Annotated in this window: 15 protein-coding genes; 10 read left to right on the forward strand and 5 right to left on the reverse strand. The window is 66.8% G+C overall.

The genetic code is table 11. From position 1 onward, the window contains the following. Position 1: 1 nt before the first annotated feature. Positions 2–697, forward strand: a complete 696-nt coding sequence (locus tag FOC67_RS29385; RefSeq protein WP_003112292.1) for an NUDIX hydrolase — start codon at positions 2–4, stop codon at positions 695–697. Between the two features lie 46 nt (positions 698–743). Here the strand turns inward: FOC67_RS29385 and FOC67_RS29390 are convergent, their stop codons facing one another. Together FOC67_RS29390 and FOC67_RS29395 are read right to left on the reverse strand one after the other, a co-directional pair. Next, positions 744–2,369 carry a methyl-accepting chemotaxis protein gene (locus tag FOC67_RS29390; RefSeq protein WP_003141691.1) on the reverse strand — a complete coding sequence of 542 codons (1,626 nt, stop codon included), beginning with the start codon at positions 2,367–2,369 and terminating at the stop codon, positions 744–746. A gap of 56 nt (positions 2,370–2,425) precedes the next feature. Continuing rightward, positions 2,426–3,364, reverse strand: coding sequence for a LysR substrate-binding domain-containing protein (locus tag FOC67_RS29395; RefSeq protein ID WP_003095575.1), 939 nt, complete (start codon positions 3,362–3,364; stop codon positions 2,426–2,428). Positions 3,365–3,983: 619 nt separating this feature from the next. Here FOC67_RS29395 and FOC67_RS29400 point away from each other — a divergent pair. The 8 genes from FOC67_RS29400 to FOC67_RS29435 all read left to right on the forward strand — a co-directional run bounded on the left by FOC67_RS29400 (position 3,984) and on the right by FOC67_RS29435 (position 12,026). Further along, the gene (locus FOC67_RS29400; RefSeq protein ID WP_009314339.1) at positions 3,984–5,108 is read left to right on the forward strand and encodes a branched-chain amino acid ABC transporter substrate-binding protein; all 1,125 of its coding nucleotides are present in this window, start codon (positions 3,984–3,986) and stop codon (positions 5,106–5,108) included. Between the two features lie 234 nt (positions 5,109–5,342). Further along, positions 5,343–6,257: a branched-chain amino acid ABC transporter permease gene (locus FOC67_RS29405; protein WP_003095571.1), complete on the forward strand. Its 915-nt coding sequence runs from the start codon at positions 5,343–5,345 to the stop codon at positions 6,255–6,257. Positions 6,258–6,267: 10 nt separating this feature from the next. Continuing rightward, positions 6,268–7,545, forward strand: a complete 1,278-nt coding sequence (livM, locus tag FOC67_RS29410) for a high-affinity branched-chain amino acid ABC transporter permease LivM (RefSeq protein ID WP_009314338.1) — start codon at positions 6,268–6,270, stop codon at positions 7,543–7,545. Then, complete coding sequence (locus tag FOC67_RS29415) at positions 7,542–8,414, forward strand: ATP-binding cassette domain-containing protein (RefSeq protein ID WP_003095566.1); 873 nt, start codon at positions 7,542–7,544, stop codon at positions 8,412–8,414. The genes livM and FOC67_RS29415 overlap by 4 nt, the downstream gene beginning before the upstream one ends. Then, positions 8,411–9,127: an ABC transporter ATP-binding protein gene (locus FOC67_RS29420; RefSeq protein WP_003095563.1), complete on the forward strand. Its 717-nt coding sequence runs from the start codon at positions 8,411–8,413 to the stop codon at positions 9,125–9,127. The genes FOC67_RS29415 and FOC67_RS29420 overlap by 4 nt, the downstream gene beginning before the upstream one ends. Positions 9,128–9,197: 70 nt before the next feature. Next, positions 9,198–10,130, forward strand: a complete 933-nt coding sequence (locus FOC67_RS29425) for an ornithine cyclodeaminase family protein (RefSeq protein WP_009314337.1) — start codon at positions 9,198–9,200, stop codon at positions 10,128–10,130. Positions 10,131–10,487: 357 nt separating this feature from the next. After that, the gene (locus FOC67_RS29430) at positions 10,488–11,249 is read left to right on the forward strand and encodes an SDR family oxidoreductase (protein WP_003095557.1); all 762 of its coding nucleotides are present in this window, start codon (positions 10,488–10,490) and stop codon (positions 11,247–11,249) included. A 63-nt stretch (positions 11,250–11,312) separates the two neighbouring features. After that, complete coding sequence (locus FOC67_RS29435; RefSeq protein ID WP_003109450.1) at positions 11,313–12,026, forward strand: GntR family transcriptional regulator; 714 nt, start codon at positions 11,313–11,315, stop codon at positions 12,024–12,026. Here FOC67_RS29435 and FOC67_RS29440 read toward each other — a convergent pair. Then, positions 12,023–12,976 carry a PDR/VanB family oxidoreductase gene (locus FOC67_RS29440; RefSeq protein ID WP_009314336.1) on the reverse strand — a complete coding sequence of 318 codons (954 nt, stop codon included), beginning with the start codon at positions 12,974–12,976 and terminating at the stop codon, positions 12,023–12,025. The genes FOC67_RS29435 and FOC67_RS29440 overlap by 4 nt on opposite strands. Positions 12,977–12,990: 14 nt before the next feature. Further along, the gene (locus FOC67_RS29445; protein ID WP_009314335.1) at positions 12,991–14,046 is read right to left on the reverse strand and encodes an aromatic ring-hydroxylating dioxygenase subunit alpha; all 1,056 of its coding nucleotides are present in this window, start codon (positions 14,044–14,046) and stop codon (positions 12,991–12,993) included. A 378-nt stretch (positions 14,047–14,424) separates the two neighbouring features. On the opposite strand from FOC67_RS29445, the gene FOC67_RS29450 reads away from it, so the two are divergent. Beyond that, positions 14,425–15,759 carry an MFS transporter gene (locus tag FOC67_RS29450; RefSeq protein WP_009314334.1) on the forward strand — a complete coding sequence of 445 codons (1,335 nt, stop codon included), beginning with the start codon at positions 14,425–14,427 and terminating at the stop codon, positions 15,757–15,759. Positions 15,760–15,773: 14 nt separating this feature from the next. On the opposite strand, the gene FOC67_RS29455 is transcribed toward FOC67_RS29450, so the two are convergent. Further along, entirely contained in the window at positions 15,774–16,670 is an 897-nt protein-coding gene (locus FOC67_RS29455; RefSeq protein ID WP_003095545.1) for a LysR family transcriptional regulator, read from the reverse strand. Positions 16,671–16,689 lie beyond the last annotated feature (19 nt).

Raw genomic sequence — 16,689 nt, forward strand, 5'->3', positions numbered from 1 at the left:
GATGAGTTCAGCGGAAGTATTGGCCAGCGTGGATATCGTGGCGTTGCGCCTGAACCCCGGGCACGGACTGGAGCTGTTGCTGATCCGCCGCGCCCAGGCGCCTTTCGCCGGCCAGTGGGCCTTGCCCGGCGTGCTGGTCAACGGCCGCAGCGCCGACCACAGCCTCGACGACGCGGCGGTGCGCGCCCTGCGCGACAAGGCGCGGCTGGAGCCGGCCTACATCGAGCAGGTGGCCACGGTCGGCAACGCGGTACGTGACCCGCGCGGCTGGTCGCTGAGCGTGTTCTACCTGGTGCTGGTCGGCCCGGACACCCAGGTGGAGGACGACGACCTCGACTTCGTGCCGCTGCGCGACGTTCGCAGCGAGCGCTTCGCCCTGCCGTTCGACCACGCCCAACTGGTACAGCAGGCCTGCGAGCGCCTGGCGAGCAAGTCGGTGTACAGCGCCCTGCCGTTGTTCCTGCTGGCGCCGCGCTTCACCGTGGCCGAGGCGCTGAAGGCCTTCGAGTGCGCCATCGGCCAGGAAGTCCAGCATTCCAGCCTGCGCGGCCGCCTGGAGCGGATGAAGGAGGCTGGCTGGGTCGAGGACACCGGCGAACGCCAGCGTCCGCCCATGGGGCGCCCGCAACACGTCCTGCATTTCACCCCGAAGCCGGGCGGCGCCTTCGTTTTCGACCGCAGCCTGCTGGCGTCCTGACAAACGGGTGCGGCAGGGCCGGTGAGGCCGCTCCCTGCCGCGCTTGCTAGACGGTGAAGCGCTGGATCTGCTGCTCCAGCCCGTTTGCCAGCTTCGCCAGCTCGACACTGGAGGTGGAGGTCTTCACCGCGCCCTCGGCGACTTCGCCGATGCTGGCATTGAGCGAGTCGATGTTCTGGCTGACCTCGCTCGCGGTGGCTGTCTGTTCTTCCGTCGCCGTGGATATCTGCGCGTTGCTCTGGGCGATGCCTTCGATCGCCTGGGCGATGAGACCGAGCGCCTTTCCCGCCTCGTGGGCGCGCTGGACGCTGACCTGGGCCTGCTCGCGTGACTGCTGCATCACGCTGACCGCGCTGCTGGCGCCTGCCTGCAGGGCTTCGATCATCTCGCGGATGGTTTCGGTGGCCTTGTGCGTATTGGTGGCCAGGCTGCGCACTTCATCGGCGACCACCGCGAACCCGCGTCCGGCCTCGCCCGCCCGTGCGGCTTCTATCGCGGCATTGAGGGCGAGCAGGTTGGTCTGCTGGGCGATGTTCTGGATGACTTCCAGGACGGTGCTGATTTCATCGGTCTTGTTGCGTAGCGTGTCGATGACGGCTCCCGCCTCTCCGACCATGACCGACAGGCCCTGGATGGCGTCGAGGTTCGCATGCACGAGTCCGGTTCCGGTGTGCGCCTCGCTGTTCGCCGATTCCGCGCTGGCCGCGGCGGCCTGGGCGTTCCGCGCCACGTCCTGGACCGCCATGCTCATCTGGTGTACCGCCGTGGCGACCATGTCGGTCTGGTCGCCCTGGGACGTGGCGACATGGCTGACCTGGTTGCTGATGGCGCTCATCTCGTCCGAGGTGACGGTCAGCTTCCTGGCCGTTTCGGCGAGATGGCGGAGCAGCGCCTGCTGGCTTTCCAGCATCATATTGAATGCGCGCGCCGTATCGGACACTTCGTCGCGCCCGCGCGCATCGGCGCGGAGCGTGAGATTCGAGGAGTCCTGCACGCGGCGGATCACCCCGCGCAGATCGGAAAGCGGGCGCATGATCGACAGGCTGATGAACCAGGCCGCGGCGACGATGAGGACCAGGGCTGCGGCGCCGATGAGCAGGAAGGTGGTGCGCATGGAGTCGTAGCGTTTCTCCATCTGCTCGTTGAGCTTGGCGCCTTCGCTGAGCTGCAGGTCGATCAGCGTCGACAGCGCGGTTCCCAGGGGATCGAACGCACCATACATCTCGCGATTGAACGTGCCGGCCTCGACGTTTCGCAGGCTTCCGGCCCTGGCCTGCTCGCCGTATGCCAGGGTCATCCGCTTGACCTGTTCCAGGGTGGGGACCAGCGACTCGATGATTTCCTTCTCGGCGGCAGTCCGGTGGTCTGCGGAATAGTCGGCCCACGACTTCTCGATGCGCGACAGCGCCCCACTCAATTCCTGCTGCAGGCGCTCTTCATCGAAGACGCCCGCACGGTACTTGTGCAGGGCGTCGACCACGCTGACCGCAACGGCGTCGGCGACGATCTTGAGCTGGCTGATGGGCTTCATCCGGTTGTTGAAAAGGTCCTGGAAGCTGGCATCGAGTCGACTGGCGTTGGCCAGCGCCATCGCGATGACCGTGACGAGCATCGTCAGGGGCAGCAACGCCAGGACCAGCAGGCGGATTCGAACCGTGACGCCAGTGAGCATGGGACGTTCCGAGGTGAACCGAGTGAGAGTAAAGATGGTTCCGCGCAGCGGAAACGTCAAACCGGGCCGTGGCGCGTCTGGCGGGGGCCCGCTGAGGGTTGCTCCTGCTCCAGGCGCTCTACCATCCACTCGATGAAATGGCGCACCTTGGGGACCTCCGCGGCATGCTCGGGATAGGCCAGGTAGTAAGCCTCCTGGCTGGGCAGGGCGTGCGGCCAGGCGATCGCCAGCTTGCCTTCGGCGAGTTCCTCCTCGACCAGGAAGCGCGGTAGCAGGGCTACCCCGCAACCGGCCTGGGCGGCGCGGATGCACATGTAGAAGGTGTCGAAGCGTGGACCGTGGTAGCAACCCTGGCAATTTCGCTCCAGGCTGGCGAACCAGTCGTGCCAGGCCTCCGCGCGGCTGGCGTTCTGCAGCAGCACCAGCCCCGCCAGTTGGGTCGGCTCGTCCAGTCCGCCGGCCGGCAGCAGGGATGGCGCGCAGACCGCCACCAGTTGTTCGCCGAACAGGCGTATGCACTCGGCGCCCGGCAGGGTGCCGGGGCCGAAGAAGAACGCCAGGTCGCAATGGCCCTGGCGCAGGTCGTCCGGTTCCAGTTCCTGGCGCAGGTCGAGGTGGATGTTCGGGTGGCGGTGGCGCCAGCCGTTCAGTTGCGGGATCAGCCAGCGCGCGCCGAAGGTCGGCGGGGTCGCCACTCGCAGCACTTCGGTCTCGCCGCCGTAGGAAAGCAGGAAGCGGGTGGACAGCTCTACCTGCTGCAGGATGCGGCGTACCTCGGCCAGGTACAGCTCGCCGGCCGGGGTCAGTTGCAGGCGCTTGCGCACCCGGCGGAACAGGGCGTGCTGCAACTGCTCCTCGAGTTGCGCGACCTGCTTGCTCATGGCGCTCTGGGTCAGGCTCAACTCTTCGGCGGCGCGGGTGAAGCTCAGGTGCCGGGCTACCGCTTCGAAGCATTGCAGGGCGGTCATCGACGGCAGGCGGCGTTTGTTCAGCATGGCGGGTTTCCTGGCGCGGGTGGAGCGGGCGGAACGCGTTATATGAATAAACGGAATGACGTGGGGAGGAAAGCTCGCTTGCCGGAGTGCCGGGCGACGCTTATTACTGCCGGCAAGTCTCGCGATAGAGCATTCGCTGGCTTATGACGAATCCGTCACAGGGCTTTGCGCCGAACGTGGCGTCGCTCACGGATATGTCCATGTCGTATTCGAATCGACTTTTTCCGCCAAGTACCGAATCCCGGGAAGTTCATGTTCATATTAATTTTAAAAACCGCTCTGTCCTGCACTTTCATTGAAAAAGAGGACCTCAATTAGTGCGTGCAGCGCACCAGTGACGTGCAGTTTCTAACCGCTTCAATATCGTTGTAGAGTTATTCCTAGGAACGGTTCAGGCCTTGTGAAGCCTGGGCTGTAGCTCTCCGAAGGGGATTCGGAGAAATGTCTAAATGACTGATTTCCAATAACAAAGATAAAAACGGAAAGGAGGGCTAAAGTTCTTGTGGCCGGCCACTCAGGAAAAAAACGAATGGCACGCCGCTTGCTCTGCCTGTTGAGCGAAACACAACAACAACATCGTAGTTACGAGCGCCAACATCATCCTCAGGAGCAACACCCCATGTCCAAGAAGCTGTTCAGAAAAGGCATCCTGGCTCTCGCGGTTTCATCCGTGATGGGTCTTTCCACGCATGCGCTGGCCGACGTCGTGATCGGCGTGGCCGGACCGCATACCGGCGCCAACGCCTCCTTCGGCGAGCAATACTGGCGCGGCGCGTCCCAGGCGGCGGAAGACATCAACGCGGCGGGTGGGATCAACGGCGAGAAGATCAAGCTGGTCAAGGCCGACGACGCCTGCGAACCGAAGCAGGCCGTGGCCGTGGCCAACCGCCTGGTGGACCAGGACAAGGCCATCGCCGTGGTCGGCCATTTCTGCTCTTCTTCGACCATCCCCGCATCCGAGGTCTACGACGAGGCCGGGATCATCGCCATCACCCCCGGTTCCACCAACCCGCAGGTCACCGAGCGCGGACTCTCCGGGATGTTCCGCATGTGCGGCCGCGACGACCAGCAGGGCGTGGTCGCCGGCGACTATATCGTCAAGGTGCTGAAGGCCAAGAAGGTCGCAGTGATCCACGACAAGGACACCTATGGCCAGGGCCTGGCGGACGCCACCAGGGCGCAACTGAACAAGCTCGGCGTGAAAGAGGTTCTCTACGAGGGCCTGACCCGCGGCGAGAAGGACTTCAACGCGCTGGTCACCAAGATCCGCGCCTCCGGTGCCGAGGTCGTCTACTTCGGCGGCCTGCATCCGGAAGCCGGTCCGCTGGTACGGCAGATGCGTGAACAGGGACTGACCGCCAGGTTCATGTCCGACGACGGCGTGGTCACCGACGAACTGGCGACCACCGCCGGCGGTCCGCAGTACGTCAAGGGCGTGCTGATGACCTTCGGCGCCGACCCGCGGCTGATCCCCGACGGCAAGGCGGTGGTGGAGAAGTTCCGTGCCGGCGGTTTCGAGCCGGAAGGCTACACCCTCTACTCCTACGCCTCGATCCAGTCCCTGGCGGCGGCCTTCAACGGCGTCGGCGCCAACGATCCGGCCAAGGCCGCCGAGTGGCTGAAGTCGCATCCGGTGCAGACCGTGATGGGCAAGAAGGAATGGGACAAGAAGGGCGACCTGAAAGTCTCCGACTACGTGGTCTACGAGTGGGACGACAAGGGCAAGTACCACCAGTTGCCCTGATCGCGCTCGACCGCCATGCGCCGGGCACAGGCTCGGCGCATGGGTAAGTCCGGGAGCTGCTGAAGTGCTCGCCCGTGCTTGCCGCCGTAGTGCGGATTCACCGAAGACGTCTGCGTGTGGTCGGTCTGGAGTCCCGCGATCCGGGGCCGTTTCAGTAGCACCCGTCCGCTTTCACCGGCGAGCGCCGGCGCGCCTTACAAAGGCCGTCGCGATTCGCCCTGAAGAGACTGAAAAATGGACGGCATCTTCCTCCAGCAAATGATCAACGGGCTGACCCTCGGCTCGGTCTACGGCCTCATCGCCATCGGCTACACCATGGTCTACGGCATCATCGGCATGATCAACTTCGCCCACGGCGAGGTGTACATGATCTCCGCCTACCTGTCGGCCATCGCCCTTGCCCTGCTGGCCTTCTTCGGCCTGCAGAACTTCCCGCTGCTGATCCTCGGCACCTTGCTGTTCACCGTGCTGGTGACCTGCACCTACGGCTGGGTGATCGAGCGCATCGCCTACAAGCCGCTGCGCAACTCCACGCGCCTGGCGCCGCTGATCTCGGCGATCGGCATGTCGCTGATCCTGCAGAACTACGTGCAGGTGGCACAGGGACCGCGCCAGCAGGGGATCCCGACCCTGCTCGACGGCGCCCTGAAATTCCACGTCGGCGACGGTTTCGTCCAGCTCACCTACACCAAGCTGTTCATCCTGATCGCTTCGCTGATCGGCATGGCGGTGCTGACCTACGTGATCCGCTACACCAAGCTCGGGCGCATGTGCCGGGCGACCCAGCAGGACCGCAAGATGGCTTCGATCCTGGGGATCAACACCGACCGGGTGATCTCCTACGTGTTCGTCATCGGCGCGGCGATGGCCGCCCTGGCCGGGGTGCTGATCACCATGAACTACGGCACCTTCGACTTTTACGCCGGCTTCATCATCGGCATCAAGGCGTTCACCGCGGCGGTGCTCGGCGGCATCGGCTCGCTGCCCGGGGCGATGCTCGGCGGCCTGGTGCTGGGAGTGGCCGAGGCGCAGTTCTCGGGGATGGTCAACACCGACTACAAGGACGTGTTCGCCTTCTCGTTGCTGGTACTGATCCTGATCTTCCGTCCCCAGGGCCTGCTCGGCCGCCCGCAGATCGCCAAGGTGTAAGGGGACGACGATGAGCAACGAGACTTCCATCGATCTCAAGCAGTGCGTCGTCGATACCGTGCTCTCCGGGTTGATCGCCCTGGTGGTGTTCGGCCCCATCGTCGGCGTGGTCCTCGACGGCTACGGCTTCAACCTGCATTACGAGCGGGTCGGCTGGATCATCGCGATCGTGATGGCCGGGCGCTTCCTGCTCAGCCTCTACCTGCAGACCCGCGGCGGGCGGGCCGTGCTGGAGCGCTTCGAGGGGGCTGGCAGCGGCGTCCACGTCCTGCCGCCGGGCTACAAGACCCGCTTGCGCTGGATCGTGCCGCTGATCCTGGTGGCCGCGGTGATCTTCCCGTTCTTCGCCAGCAAGTACCTGCTGGCGGTGGTCATCCTCGGCCTGATCTACGTGCTGCTGGGCCTGGGCCTGAACATCGTGGTCGGCCTCGCCGGGCTGCTCGACCTCGGCTACGTGGCCTTCTACGCCATTGGCGCCTATGGCCTGGCGCTGGGCTACCAGTACCTCGGCCTGGGCTTCTGGACCGTCCTGCCGCTGGCCGCGCTGACCGCCGCGGTGGCCGGGGCGATCCTCGGCTTCCCGGTGTTGCGCATGCATGGCGACTACCTGGCGATCGTCACCCTGGGCTTCGGCGAGATCATCCGCCTGGTACTGAACAACTGGCTGTCCTTCACCGGCGGGCCGAACGGCATGCCGGCGCCGGCGCCGACCTTCCTCGGCCTGGAGTTCGGCCGCCGGGCCAAGGATGGCGGGGTGCCGATCCACGAGTTCCTCGGCATCGCCTACAACCCCAACATGAAGTTCCTGTTCATCTACGTGGTGCTGTTCCTGGTCGTGCTGCTGGTGCTCTACATCAAGCACCGGCTGACCCGGATGCCGGTCGGGCGCGCCTGGGAGGCGCTGCGCGAGGATGAGATCGCCTGTCGCGCGATGGGCCTCAACCATGTGCTGGTGAAACTCTCGGCGTTCATGCTCGGCGCCTCCACCGCGGGACTGGCCGGGGTGTTCTTCGCCAGCTACCAGGGCTTCGTCAACCCGTCCTCGTTCAACTTCTTCGAGTCGGCGCTGATCCTCGCCATCGTCGTGCTCGGCGGCATGGGCTCGACGGTCGGGGTGGTGATCGCCGCCTTCGTCCTCACCGTGGCGCCGGAGCTGCTGCGCAGCTTCGCCGACATCCGCGTGCTGCTGCTCGGGATACTCATGGTGGTGATGATGATCTGGCGGCCGCGCGGGCTGATCCGCATCAGCCGGGTGGGCTTCGCCCCGCGCAAGGGGGTGGCGCCATGAGCGACAAGATCCTCAGCGTCGAGCACCTGATGATGCACTTCGGCGGCATCAAGGCGCTCAACGACGTCAACCTCGACGTCGAGCGCGGTTCGATCACCGCGCTGATCGGCCCCAACGGCGCCGGCAAGACCACCGTGTTCAACTGCCTCACCGGCTTCTACAAGGCCACCGGCGGCAACATCCTGCTCAACACCCAGGGGCGCACCACGGACGTCATCCAGGTGCTCGGCGAGCCGTTCCAGCTGGACGACTTCGTCAAGCCGCCGCAACTGGGCAGTCGCCTCTACTACAAGATGTTCGGCGGCACCCATCTGGTGAACCGCGCCGGGCTGGCGCGGACCTTCCAGAACATCCGCCTGTTCAAGGACATGTCGGTGGTGGAGAACCTGCTGGTGGCGCAGCACATGTTCGTCAACCGCAACCTGCTCGCCGGCATCCTCAACACTCCCGGCTATCGCCGTGCCGAGAGCGAGGCGCTGGACCACGCGTTCTACTGGCTGGAGGTGGTCGACCTGGTGGACTGCGCCAACCGCCTGGCCGGCGAGATGTCCTACGGCCAGCAACGGCGCCTGGAGATCGCCCGGGCCATGTGCACGCGGCCGGAACTCATCTGCCTGGACGAACCGGCCGCCGGCCTCAACCCGGCCGAGACCCACGCCCTGAGCAACATCGTCCGCTACCTGCGCGACCACCACGGGATCACCGTACTGCTGATCGAGCATGACATGGGCATGGTGATGAACATCTCCGACCACATCATTGTGCTCGACCACGGCGACGTGATCGCCCGTGGCAACCCCGAACAGATCCGCCATGACGAGAAGGTGATCGCCGCCTATCTCGGTGCCGACGAAGAGGAGCTGTCATGAGCGCGGCGTTGCTGGAATTCCGTGAGGTGGACGTGTTCTACGGGCCGATCCAGGCGCTGAAGAAGGTCTCGCTGCAGGTCAACGAGGGCGAGACGGTGAGCCTGATCGGTGCCAACGGCGCGGGCAAGTCGACGCTGTTGATGTCGATCTTCGGCCAGCCGCGCGCGGCGGCCGGGCAGATCCTCTATCGCGGCCAGGACATCCGCCAGAAGTCGGCGCACTACGTGGCGTCCAACGGCATCGCGCAGTCGCCGGAAGGACGCCGGGTGTTCCCCGACATGAGCGTCGAGGAAAACCTGCTGATGGGTACCATTCCCATCGGCATGGACCACGCCGAGGAGGACATGCAGCGCATGTTCGAGCTGTTCCCGCGCCTGAAGGAGCGGCGCAACCAGCGCGCCATGACCATGTCCGGCGGCGAGCAGCAGATGCTCGCCATCGCCCGCGCGCTGATGAGCCGGCCGAAGTTGCTGTTGCTCGACGAGCCCTCCCTGGGCCTGGCGCCGATCGTGGTCAAGCAGATCTTCCAGACCCTGCGCGAGCTGGCCAGGAGCGGCATGACCATCTTCCTCGTCGAGCAGAACGCCAACCATGCGCTGAAGCTCTCCGACCGCGCCTACGTGATGGTCACCGGGGAAATCCGCATGAGCGGCAGCGGCGAAGAACTGCTCGGCAACCAGGAGGTGCGCAACGCCTATCTCGGCGGACATTGAGCGCGCCCCGCCCCGGCTGCCTGGCCGCCGGGGCGGGCGCTGCCCTGGAGCCACGGAGGAAACTCGACTTATGCACAGCCTGCGCTTTTTCAGCAACGCCGAGGTCGCCGAGCGCCTGTCTTATCCACAACTGATCGAGGCGTTGCGCATCGGCCTGGCCAAGCCTTGCAGTGCGCCGCTGCGCAGCTGCCATGCCTTGCCGGCGCAGGCCTCGCTGCTACAGATGCCGGTGTGGCAGGCCGGTGAGGGGATCGGCGTGAAACTGGTGACGGTGTTCCCTGGCAATGGGGCGCGTGGCCTGCCGGCGGTGGCCGCGGTGTTCGCTCTGTTCGACGGCGAAGACGGTCGCCCGCTGGCGTTGCTGGAGGCTTCGGAGCTGACCGCCCGGCGTACCGCCTGCAGCTCGGCGCTGGCCGCCGACTACCTGGCGCGGGACGATGCGCGGCGCCTGCTGGTGGTCGGCTGCGGAACCCTGGCTGCGCACATGGTGCGGGCCCACGCCTGCGTGCGCGACTATCGCCACATCGACATCTGGGGCCGCGATCCGGCCAAGGCCGCCGCGCTGGCCGCCCGGCTGCGCGAGGAGGGCTACCCGGCGCGAGCGGCCGACGGGTTGCGCGCGGCGGTGGAGGCGGCCGATTGCGTCAGTTGCGTTACCACCTCCCGCGAAGCGCTGGTGCGCGGCGCATGGCTGAAGCCGGGCGTCCATCTCGACCTGGTCGGCGCCTTCCTGCCGTCCATGCGCGAGACCGACGCCCTGGCGGTGGCGCGCGCGCGGATCGTGGTGGACACCCGCGCAGGCGCGCTGGAAGAAGCCGGCGACCTGTTGCAAGCGATCGCCGAAGGCGCCATCGGGCGCGAGGCGATATCCACCGAACTGCGCGACTTGCTGGGCGGGGCAGGGCGGCGCGGCGATCCCGGGGAAATCACCCTGTTCAAGTCGGTGGGTTATGCGCTGGAGGACCTGGTCGCCGCGCGCCGGGTTGTGGATAACGCCGCCTGAGGTTGTTCAGGATTTCTGTGCGGGGGCTTGTGGATAAGGTGGGTAAGAACCGCCAAGCCCCTGAATCGGCGAGGGTTAGGCGTTGCTGGTCAGAAAATGATCAGTGCTCGCGCCGGGGCACTTATCCCCAGCGCGTGGTCATGCCGCTGCCACAGTTGTTCAGGAAAACTGTGCGACGCCCTGTGGACAAGTTGGTGGCTGTTCGCTGCGGCCCAAGCACGGTGCGGGCTCCGCGAGGTTGGTCGTTTCTTGAGCAGGCGCCTCGGCAAACTCGTGCGCAACTGTATGGCCAACCGGGCACGGCGAGGCTCTAGAATCCCCGGACATCGTTTTTCCGCCCCGTACGAGGAGATGCCCATGTCGTCCACCCTGTTCATCACCGGCGCCACCTCAGGCTTCGGCGAAGCCTGCGCCCGTCGTTTCGCCGAGGCCGGCTGGTCGCTGGTGCTCACCGGCCGTCGCGAGGAGCGTCTGCAAGCCCTGGCCGGCGAGCTTTCGGCGAAGACCCGGGTGTTGCCGCTGACCCTGGACGTGCGCGACCGCGCGGCGATGAGCGCGGCCGTGGACAACCTGCCGGAAGAGTTCGCCACCCTGCGCGGCCTGATCAACAACGCCGGCCTGGCGCTGGGCACCGACCCGGCGCAGTCCTGCGACCTGGACGACTGGGACACCATGGTCGACACCAACATCAAGGGCCTGCTCTACAGCACGCGCCTGCTGCTGCCGCGGCTGATCGCCCACGGCGCCGGGGCGAGCATCGTCAACCTGGGTTCGGTGGCCGGCAAGTGGCCCTATCCGGGTAGCCATGTCTACGGCGGCACCAAGGCCTTCGTCGAGCAATTCTCCCTGAACCTGCGTTGCGACCTGCAGGGCACCGGGGTGCGCGTGACCAACCTCGAGCCGGGGCTGTGCGAGAGCGAGTTCTCCCTGGTCCGCTTCGGCGGCGACCAGGCGCGCTACGACAAGACCTACGCCGGGGCCCATCCGATCCAGCCGGAAGACATCGCCGAGACCATCTTCTGGATCATGAACCAGCCCGCCCACCTGAACATCAACAGCCTGGAGATCATGCCGGTGAGCCAGTCCTGGGCCGGCTTCGCCATCCACCGCGAAAGCTGACCGGCGGAGGCGGCCGGGGCACGCTATGATGCCCCGGTCGTCCCGATCGAATAAGCGAATTCCATGAGCAAACCGGGCCAACGCGTACTGGCCGAGCTGCGCAAGCTGATCGCTTCCGGCGAACTCGCCGCCGGCGAGCGCATCGTCGAGATTCCCACCGCCGAACGCCTGCAGGTCTCGCGCATGCCGGTGCGCATCGCCCTGCGTACCCTCGAGCAGGAAGGCCTGCTGTGCAAGACCGGGCGCGGCTACAGGGTGCGCGCGGTGACCCGCGAGGATATCGCCGGCGCGGTCGAGGTGCGCGGCGTGCTGGAAGGCCTGGCGGCGCGCCAGGCGGCCGAGCGCGGTCTGTCCGCCGAGGCACGGGCGACCCTGGAGGAATGCCTGGCCGAGGGCGACCGATTGTTCGCCAACGGCCAGGTCCTGCTGGAGGAGCTGGAGCGCTACCAGCGCATGAACATGCGCTTCCACCGCACCATCATCGAGGCCAGCGGCAACCCGGCGATCGCCGTGGCGCTGGCGCGCAACGACCACCTGCCGTTCGCCTCGGTGAGCGCCCTGGCGGTGGATCGCGACAATCTCGAGCAGGAATTCCGCCGTTTCAACTTCGCCCACATGCAGCACCACGCGGTGGTCGACGCGCTGGTCAACGGCCAGGGGGCGCGCGCCGAGGCGATCATGCGCGAGCACGCCAACGCGACCCTGCGCTACGCCGACTACTTCGATCCGGCGCGGAAGGGCGTCACCGTGCTTCACGGCGACGTCGCCGCCGACTAGAGATCCAGCACCAGCCGTGGGCTGCGCGAACGCGAACAGCAGGGCGTGAAGCAATCGTTGGCGGCCTGCTCCTCTTCGCTGAGGTAGAGGTCGCGATGCTCCGGCTCGCCGTCCAGCACGCGGGTCAGGCAGGTGCCGCAGATGCCCTGCTCGCAGGAGGCCGGCAGGTCCACCCCGGCTTCGCGCAGGGCCGCCAGCACGGTCTGCCCGGCGGCGACCCGAATCAGCGCCCCGTTGCTCGCCAACTGCACTTCGAAGGTGCCGTCCGCATTGGCGTCCCGTGGCGCGGCGGCGAAGTGCTCGCGATGCAAGCGGCTTGCTTCCCAGCCCAGTTCACGGGCGCTTTCTTCGATCCACTGCATGAAGCCCGCCGGCCCGCAAAGGTATAGCTGGGCGTCGCGCGGACTGGTCGCCAGCAGGGCGCGAAGGTCCGCGCGGCGGCTGCTGTCGCCGTGGTCGAAGTGGCAGTGCACGCGGTCGGCGAAGGCGCACCGGCCAAGGTAGTCGACGAAGGCCGCGCGCTCGGCGGAATGCGCGCAGTAGTGCAACTGGAAGTCGGCGCCATCGCGGGCCAGGCGTTCGGCCATCGGCAGCAGCGGCGTGATGCCGATGCCGCCGGCGAACAGCAGGTGCGGACCGGGCTTCGGCGACAGCGGGAAGAGATTGCGCGGCTCGCCGATGCGCAGCCGCTGGCCGACCCGCAGTTCGGCGTGCAGCGTGGCCGAGCCGCCGCGCGAGTCGCGGCAGCGGAGTACGGCGATACGGTAGTGGCGCGGCCGTTCGGCGGGGCCGCAGAGGGAGTACTGGCGGACCAGGCCGTTGGGCAGGTGCAGGTCGATGTGCGCTCCCGGCTCGAAGGACGGCAGTGCCGCCCCGTCGGCCCGGAACAGTTCGAAGCTGTGGATATCCTGCGCCTCCAGGCGGATGGCGCCGACGATGACCTCGATCATGGCGAAGGCTCCCGTCAGGCCTGGGCGCGGTTGGGGGCGGCGGCCTGGCGCTCGTCCGCCAGCAGGCGCTCGATGATGCGCCGGGCCTGCACGCCGCCGGCGTCGATGTTCAGTTTCAGCAGGTCGCGCCGTGGATGGCGCAGCAGGTTGCGCTGCTGGCTTTCGAGCATTTCCAGGTCTTCGCCGAAGATCTTTCCCTGGCCTTCGCGAATGCTCTCGGTAAGCGCCTGGTCGTGGGCCTGGAAGTTGCGCGCCATGCCCCAGAAGTACCAGATGGAAGTGGCGCTCTCCGGGGTGATGAAGTCGACCACGATGCTCGCCGCCTTGCGCTCCGCCGGCGCCTGGTAGCCGCCGTGGCCGGCGTGGGCCACGCCGACCTCGATCAGCACGTGGCTGGGCGGCGTGAAGCGGCAGATCTGCCAGCGGTCCACCGCCACGTCGTCGGCCAGGCCGTTGCCGCGCAGGGCCATGCGCCAGAACGGCGGGGCCATGACATTCTGCATGTGGCGGCTGGTGATCACCTCGTCGCCTTCCACCCGCGTGGCCGGCGCGGCCTCGTCGATTTCCTTCTGGCCGATACTGGACGCATGGACGTAGGTCTCGTGGGTCAGGTCCATCAGGTTATCGATCATCAGGCGATAGTCGCAGTGGATGTGGTACAGCCCGCCGCCATAGGCCCAATCGGGGCTTTCCGCCCATTCCAGGCGGGGTATCAGCGCGGCGTCGGCCTGTTCTTCCGCACCCGGCCAGACCCAGACGAAGCCGTGCCGTTCCTGCACCGGGAAGCGACGGATGCAGGGGAAGCCGCGGACCCGCTGGCCGGGCATCGCGCGGGTGCGACCGTCCTCGCCCATCGCCAGGCCGTGGTAGCCGCAGACCAGCACACCGTCCTCGACGAAGCCCAGCGACAGCGGCGCGCCACGGTGCGGGCAGAAATCCTCGAGGGCCGCCACGCGGCCGTCCTCGCCTCGGTAGAAAACCATCGGCTCGTCGCAGATGCGTCGGCCGAGCGGCTTGCCGGCCAGTTCGTCGGGGGTGCAGGCCACGTACCAGGCGTTCTTCGGAAACATCGTCGGATCCTCTCGTTGTTTTTGTAATTGGATCCAATAATTCGCGAGGCAACTTTTCCAAGTCAACCGCTTCTGTACAAAAAATAATCCGTTCGATAGTCGCACATAAAAAACTTCAGGAATAAATCGCTCAATTATCTCGTTCCAGAGCCTTTCTCAGATTTCGCTGACAGTGGGATATCCGCTGGCCTTCCGTTTTCTTGTCGCTCAAATGGATCCAATAGGATTGCGGCATCGACGCAACGGTGCCAGGGTGCCTGCGCTTGCCGTGCCTACAACAACAAGAAAAAGGGTCTTCCCGATGATGGATTCCTGCATTCCCGCGCCTCGCTCCCGCCTGCCGTCGCTTCTTTCCTGTCCGCTCGGGGAGGGCCGCCCATGAACCGGGACTTGCGCCGCGCTGTCGACGACGAACCGATGCGGCCGTTCCAGTGGCTGGCGGTGGCTGTGTGCATCGTGCTCAACCTGATCGATGGCTTCGACGTGCTGGTGATGGCCTTCACCGCATCCTCGGTGGCCGCCGAATGGAACCTGGGCGGCGCCGAGATCGGCTTGCTGCTCAGCGCCGGCCTTTTCGGCATGGCCGCCGGCTCGCTGTTCATCGCGCCCTGGGCCGACCGCTGGGGGCGCCGCCCGCTGATCCTCGCCTGCCTGGCGCTGTCGGGCCTGGGCATGCTCGCCTCGGCGCTGAGCCAGGCGGCCTGGCAACTGGCGTTGCTGCGCGGGCTGACCGGACTGGGTATCGGCGGCATCCTCGCCAGCAGCAACGTGATCGCCAGCGAGTACGCCTCGCGCCGCTGGCGCGGCCTGGCGGTAAGCCTGCAATCCACCGGCTACGCGCTCGGCGCGACCCTTGGCGGACTGCTCGCGGTATGGCTGATCGGCGCCTGGGGCTGGCGCTCGGTGTTCGTCTTCGGCGCTGGCCTGACCCTGGCGGTGATCCCGCTGGTCTGCCTGTGCCTGCCGGAGTCGCTGGACTTCCTCCTGGCGCGCCGGCCGCCGCGGGCGTTGCAACGGGTCAACGCGCTGGCCCGGCGCCTGGGCCGCGCGGCGCTCGCGGAACTGCCGAGCCCGCCCGGTGGCGGAGCGGAGCACGGTAGCCGCCTCGCCCGGTTGCTTTGCGTTGCCCAGCGACGTACCACGCTGCTGCTCTGGGCGCTGTTTTTCCTGGTGATGTTCGGCTTCTACTTCATCATGAGCTGGACGCCGAAGCTGCTGGTCGCCGCCGGCCTGTCCACCGCCCAGGGCATCACCGGCGGCACCCTGCTGAGCATCGGCGGGATCTTCGGTGCCGCCTTGCTCGGCGGGCTTGCCGCGCGCTTTCGCCTGGAACGGGTGCTGGCGCTGTTCATGCTGCTTACCGCCGCTCTGCTCGCGCTGTTCTCGCTGAGCGCCGGGCTGCCCGGCGCGGCCTTGCCGCTGGGACTGCTGATCGGGCTTTGCGCCAACGCCTGCGTGGCCGGCCTGTATGCCCTGGCGCCGAGCCTCTACGACGCTTCGGTGCGCGCCACCGGGGTCGGCTGGGGGATCGGCGTCGGTCGCGGCGGGGCGATCCTCTCGCCGCTGGTGGCCGGGCTCCTGCTCGACGACGGCTGGCAGCCGCTGTCCCTCTATGGGGCGTTCGCGGCGGTGTTCGTCGCTGCGGCCGCCGTGTTGCCGCTGCTCGGTGCGCGGCGTCGCGAGCGCTCGCCGACGCTGGGAGACGCTGCGTGAGGGCCGCCGGCGTTTCAGCGCTGGGCGGCGATGATCGCCTCGGCGATGGTGGTACGGAACCAGTTCAGCGCCGCCGAGCGTTCGCTGCTCTCGTGCCAGTGCAGGGAGACGTCGAACGGCGGCAGGGTGAAGGGCAGTTCGAGCATGCGCATGCCGCCTTCGGCGACGAAGCGATAGGCGATCTGCGCCGGCAGGATGGTCAGCAGCTCGGTACCGGGAATGATCTTTGGCAGCACCGAGAAGTGCGGCACCCGCAGGCTGATGCGGCGCTGCACCTGCATGGCCTCGAGCACGTCCTCGGCGATGCCGTGGCCGGAGGTACGGGTCACCACGATGTGCCGCTCGGCCAGGTACTGCTCCAGGCTCAGGCTGTCGCCGATCCGCGGGTGGCGGTCGCTGAGCAGGCACACGTAGCGCTCGTGCAGGACCCGCTGGCTGCGCGCGCCGGGCACCGGCTGGCGGCAGATCGCCGCGTCGACCTTGGCGCTGCTCAGCCAGGCGCCGACCTCGTCCACCTGCAGCGGCAGCACTTCCACTTCGGCGAACGGCGCGTCGCGGGTCAGGCGTTCGAGGATCAGCGAGAGGAAACCCACCTCGCCGAGATCGGTGAGGGCGATGCGGAAACGTCGCTCGGTGGTCGCCGGATCGAAGTGGCGAACGCTCTGTACCGCGCCCTCGATGCGCGTCAGCGACTCGCGGAAGGTGCCGTAGAGCTGCTCGGCGACGAAGGTCGGCTGGATGCCGTCGCGGGTGCGGGTGAACAACGCGTCGTCGAACAGTTCGCGCAGGCGCGCCAGGGCGTAGCTCACCGATGGCTGGGTGACGAACAGGCGCTCCGCGGCGAGGGTCACGCTGCCCGCTTCGTAGAGGGTGACGAAGGTGCGGATCAGGTTGAGATCGATCGGACTCATATAGACCAGTTCTATTTTT

Origin of the sequence: Pseudomonas sp. FDAARGOS_761, from assembly GCF_013343155.1 — a bacterium.
GTDB classification, from domain to species: Bacteria; Pseudomonadota; Gammaproteobacteria; order Pseudomonadales; family Pseudomonadaceae; genus Pseudomonas; species Pseudomonas aeruginosa.

Excerpts from the sequence above, each read along its gene's own strand:
- FOC67_RS29385 (WP_003112292.1), top strand. The coding sequence starts at position 2 with ATGAGTTCAGCGGAAGTATTGGCCAGCGTGGATATCGTGGCGTTGCGC.
- FOC67_RS29390 (WP_003141691.1), bottom strand. The coding sequence starts at position 2,369 with ATGCTCACTGGCGTCACGGTTCGAATCCGCCTGCTGGTCCTGGCGTTG.
- FOC67_RS29395 (WP_003095575.1), bottom strand. The coding sequence starts at position 3,364 with ATGCTGAACAAACGCCGCCTGCCGTCGATGACCGCCCTGCAATGCTTC.
- FOC67_RS29400 (WP_009314339.1), top strand. The coding sequence starts at position 3,984 with ATGTCCAAGAAGCTGTTCAGAAAAGGCATCCTGGCTCTCGCGGTTTCA.
- FOC67_RS29405 (WP_003095571.1), top strand. The coding sequence starts at position 5,343 with ATGGACGGCATCTTCCTCCAGCAAATGATCAACGGGCTGACCCTCGGC.
- livM (WP_009314338.1), top strand. The coding sequence starts at position 6,268 with ATGAGCAACGAGACTTCCATCGATCTCAAGCAGTGCGTCGTCGATACC.
- FOC67_RS29415 (WP_003095566.1), top strand. The coding sequence starts at position 7,542 with ATGAGCGACAAGATCCTCAGCGTCGAGCACCTGATGATGCACTTCGGC.
- FOC67_RS29420 (WP_003095563.1), top strand. The coding sequence starts at position 8,411 with ATGAGCGCGGCGTTGCTGGAATTCCGTGAGGTGGACGTGTTCTACGGG.
- FOC67_RS29425 (WP_009314337.1), top strand. The coding sequence starts at position 9,198 with ATGCACAGCCTGCGCTTTTTCAGCAACGCCGAGGTCGCCGAGCGCCTG.
- FOC67_RS29430 (WP_003095557.1), top strand. The coding sequence starts at position 10,488 with ATGTCGTCCACCCTGTTCATCACCGGCGCCACCTCAGGCTTCGGCGAA.
- FOC67_RS29435 (WP_003109450.1), top strand. The coding sequence starts at position 11,313 with ATGAGCAAACCGGGCCAACGCGTACTGGCCGAGCTGCGCAAGCTGATC.
- FOC67_RS29440 (WP_009314336.1), bottom strand. The coding sequence starts at position 12,976 with ATGATCGAGGTCATCGTCGGCGCCATCCGCCTGGAGGCGCAGGATATC.
- FOC67_RS29445 (WP_009314335.1), bottom strand. The coding sequence starts at position 14,046 with ATGTTTCCGAAGAACGCCTGGTACGTGGCCTGCACCCCCGACGAACTG.
- FOC67_RS29450 (WP_009314334.1), top strand. The coding sequence starts at position 14,425 with ATGAACCGGGACTTGCGCCGCGCTGTCGACGACGAACCGATGCGGCCG.
- FOC67_RS29455 (WP_003095545.1), bottom strand. The coding sequence starts at position 16,670 with ATGAGTCCGATCGATCTCAACCTGATCCGCACCTTCGTCACCCTCTAC.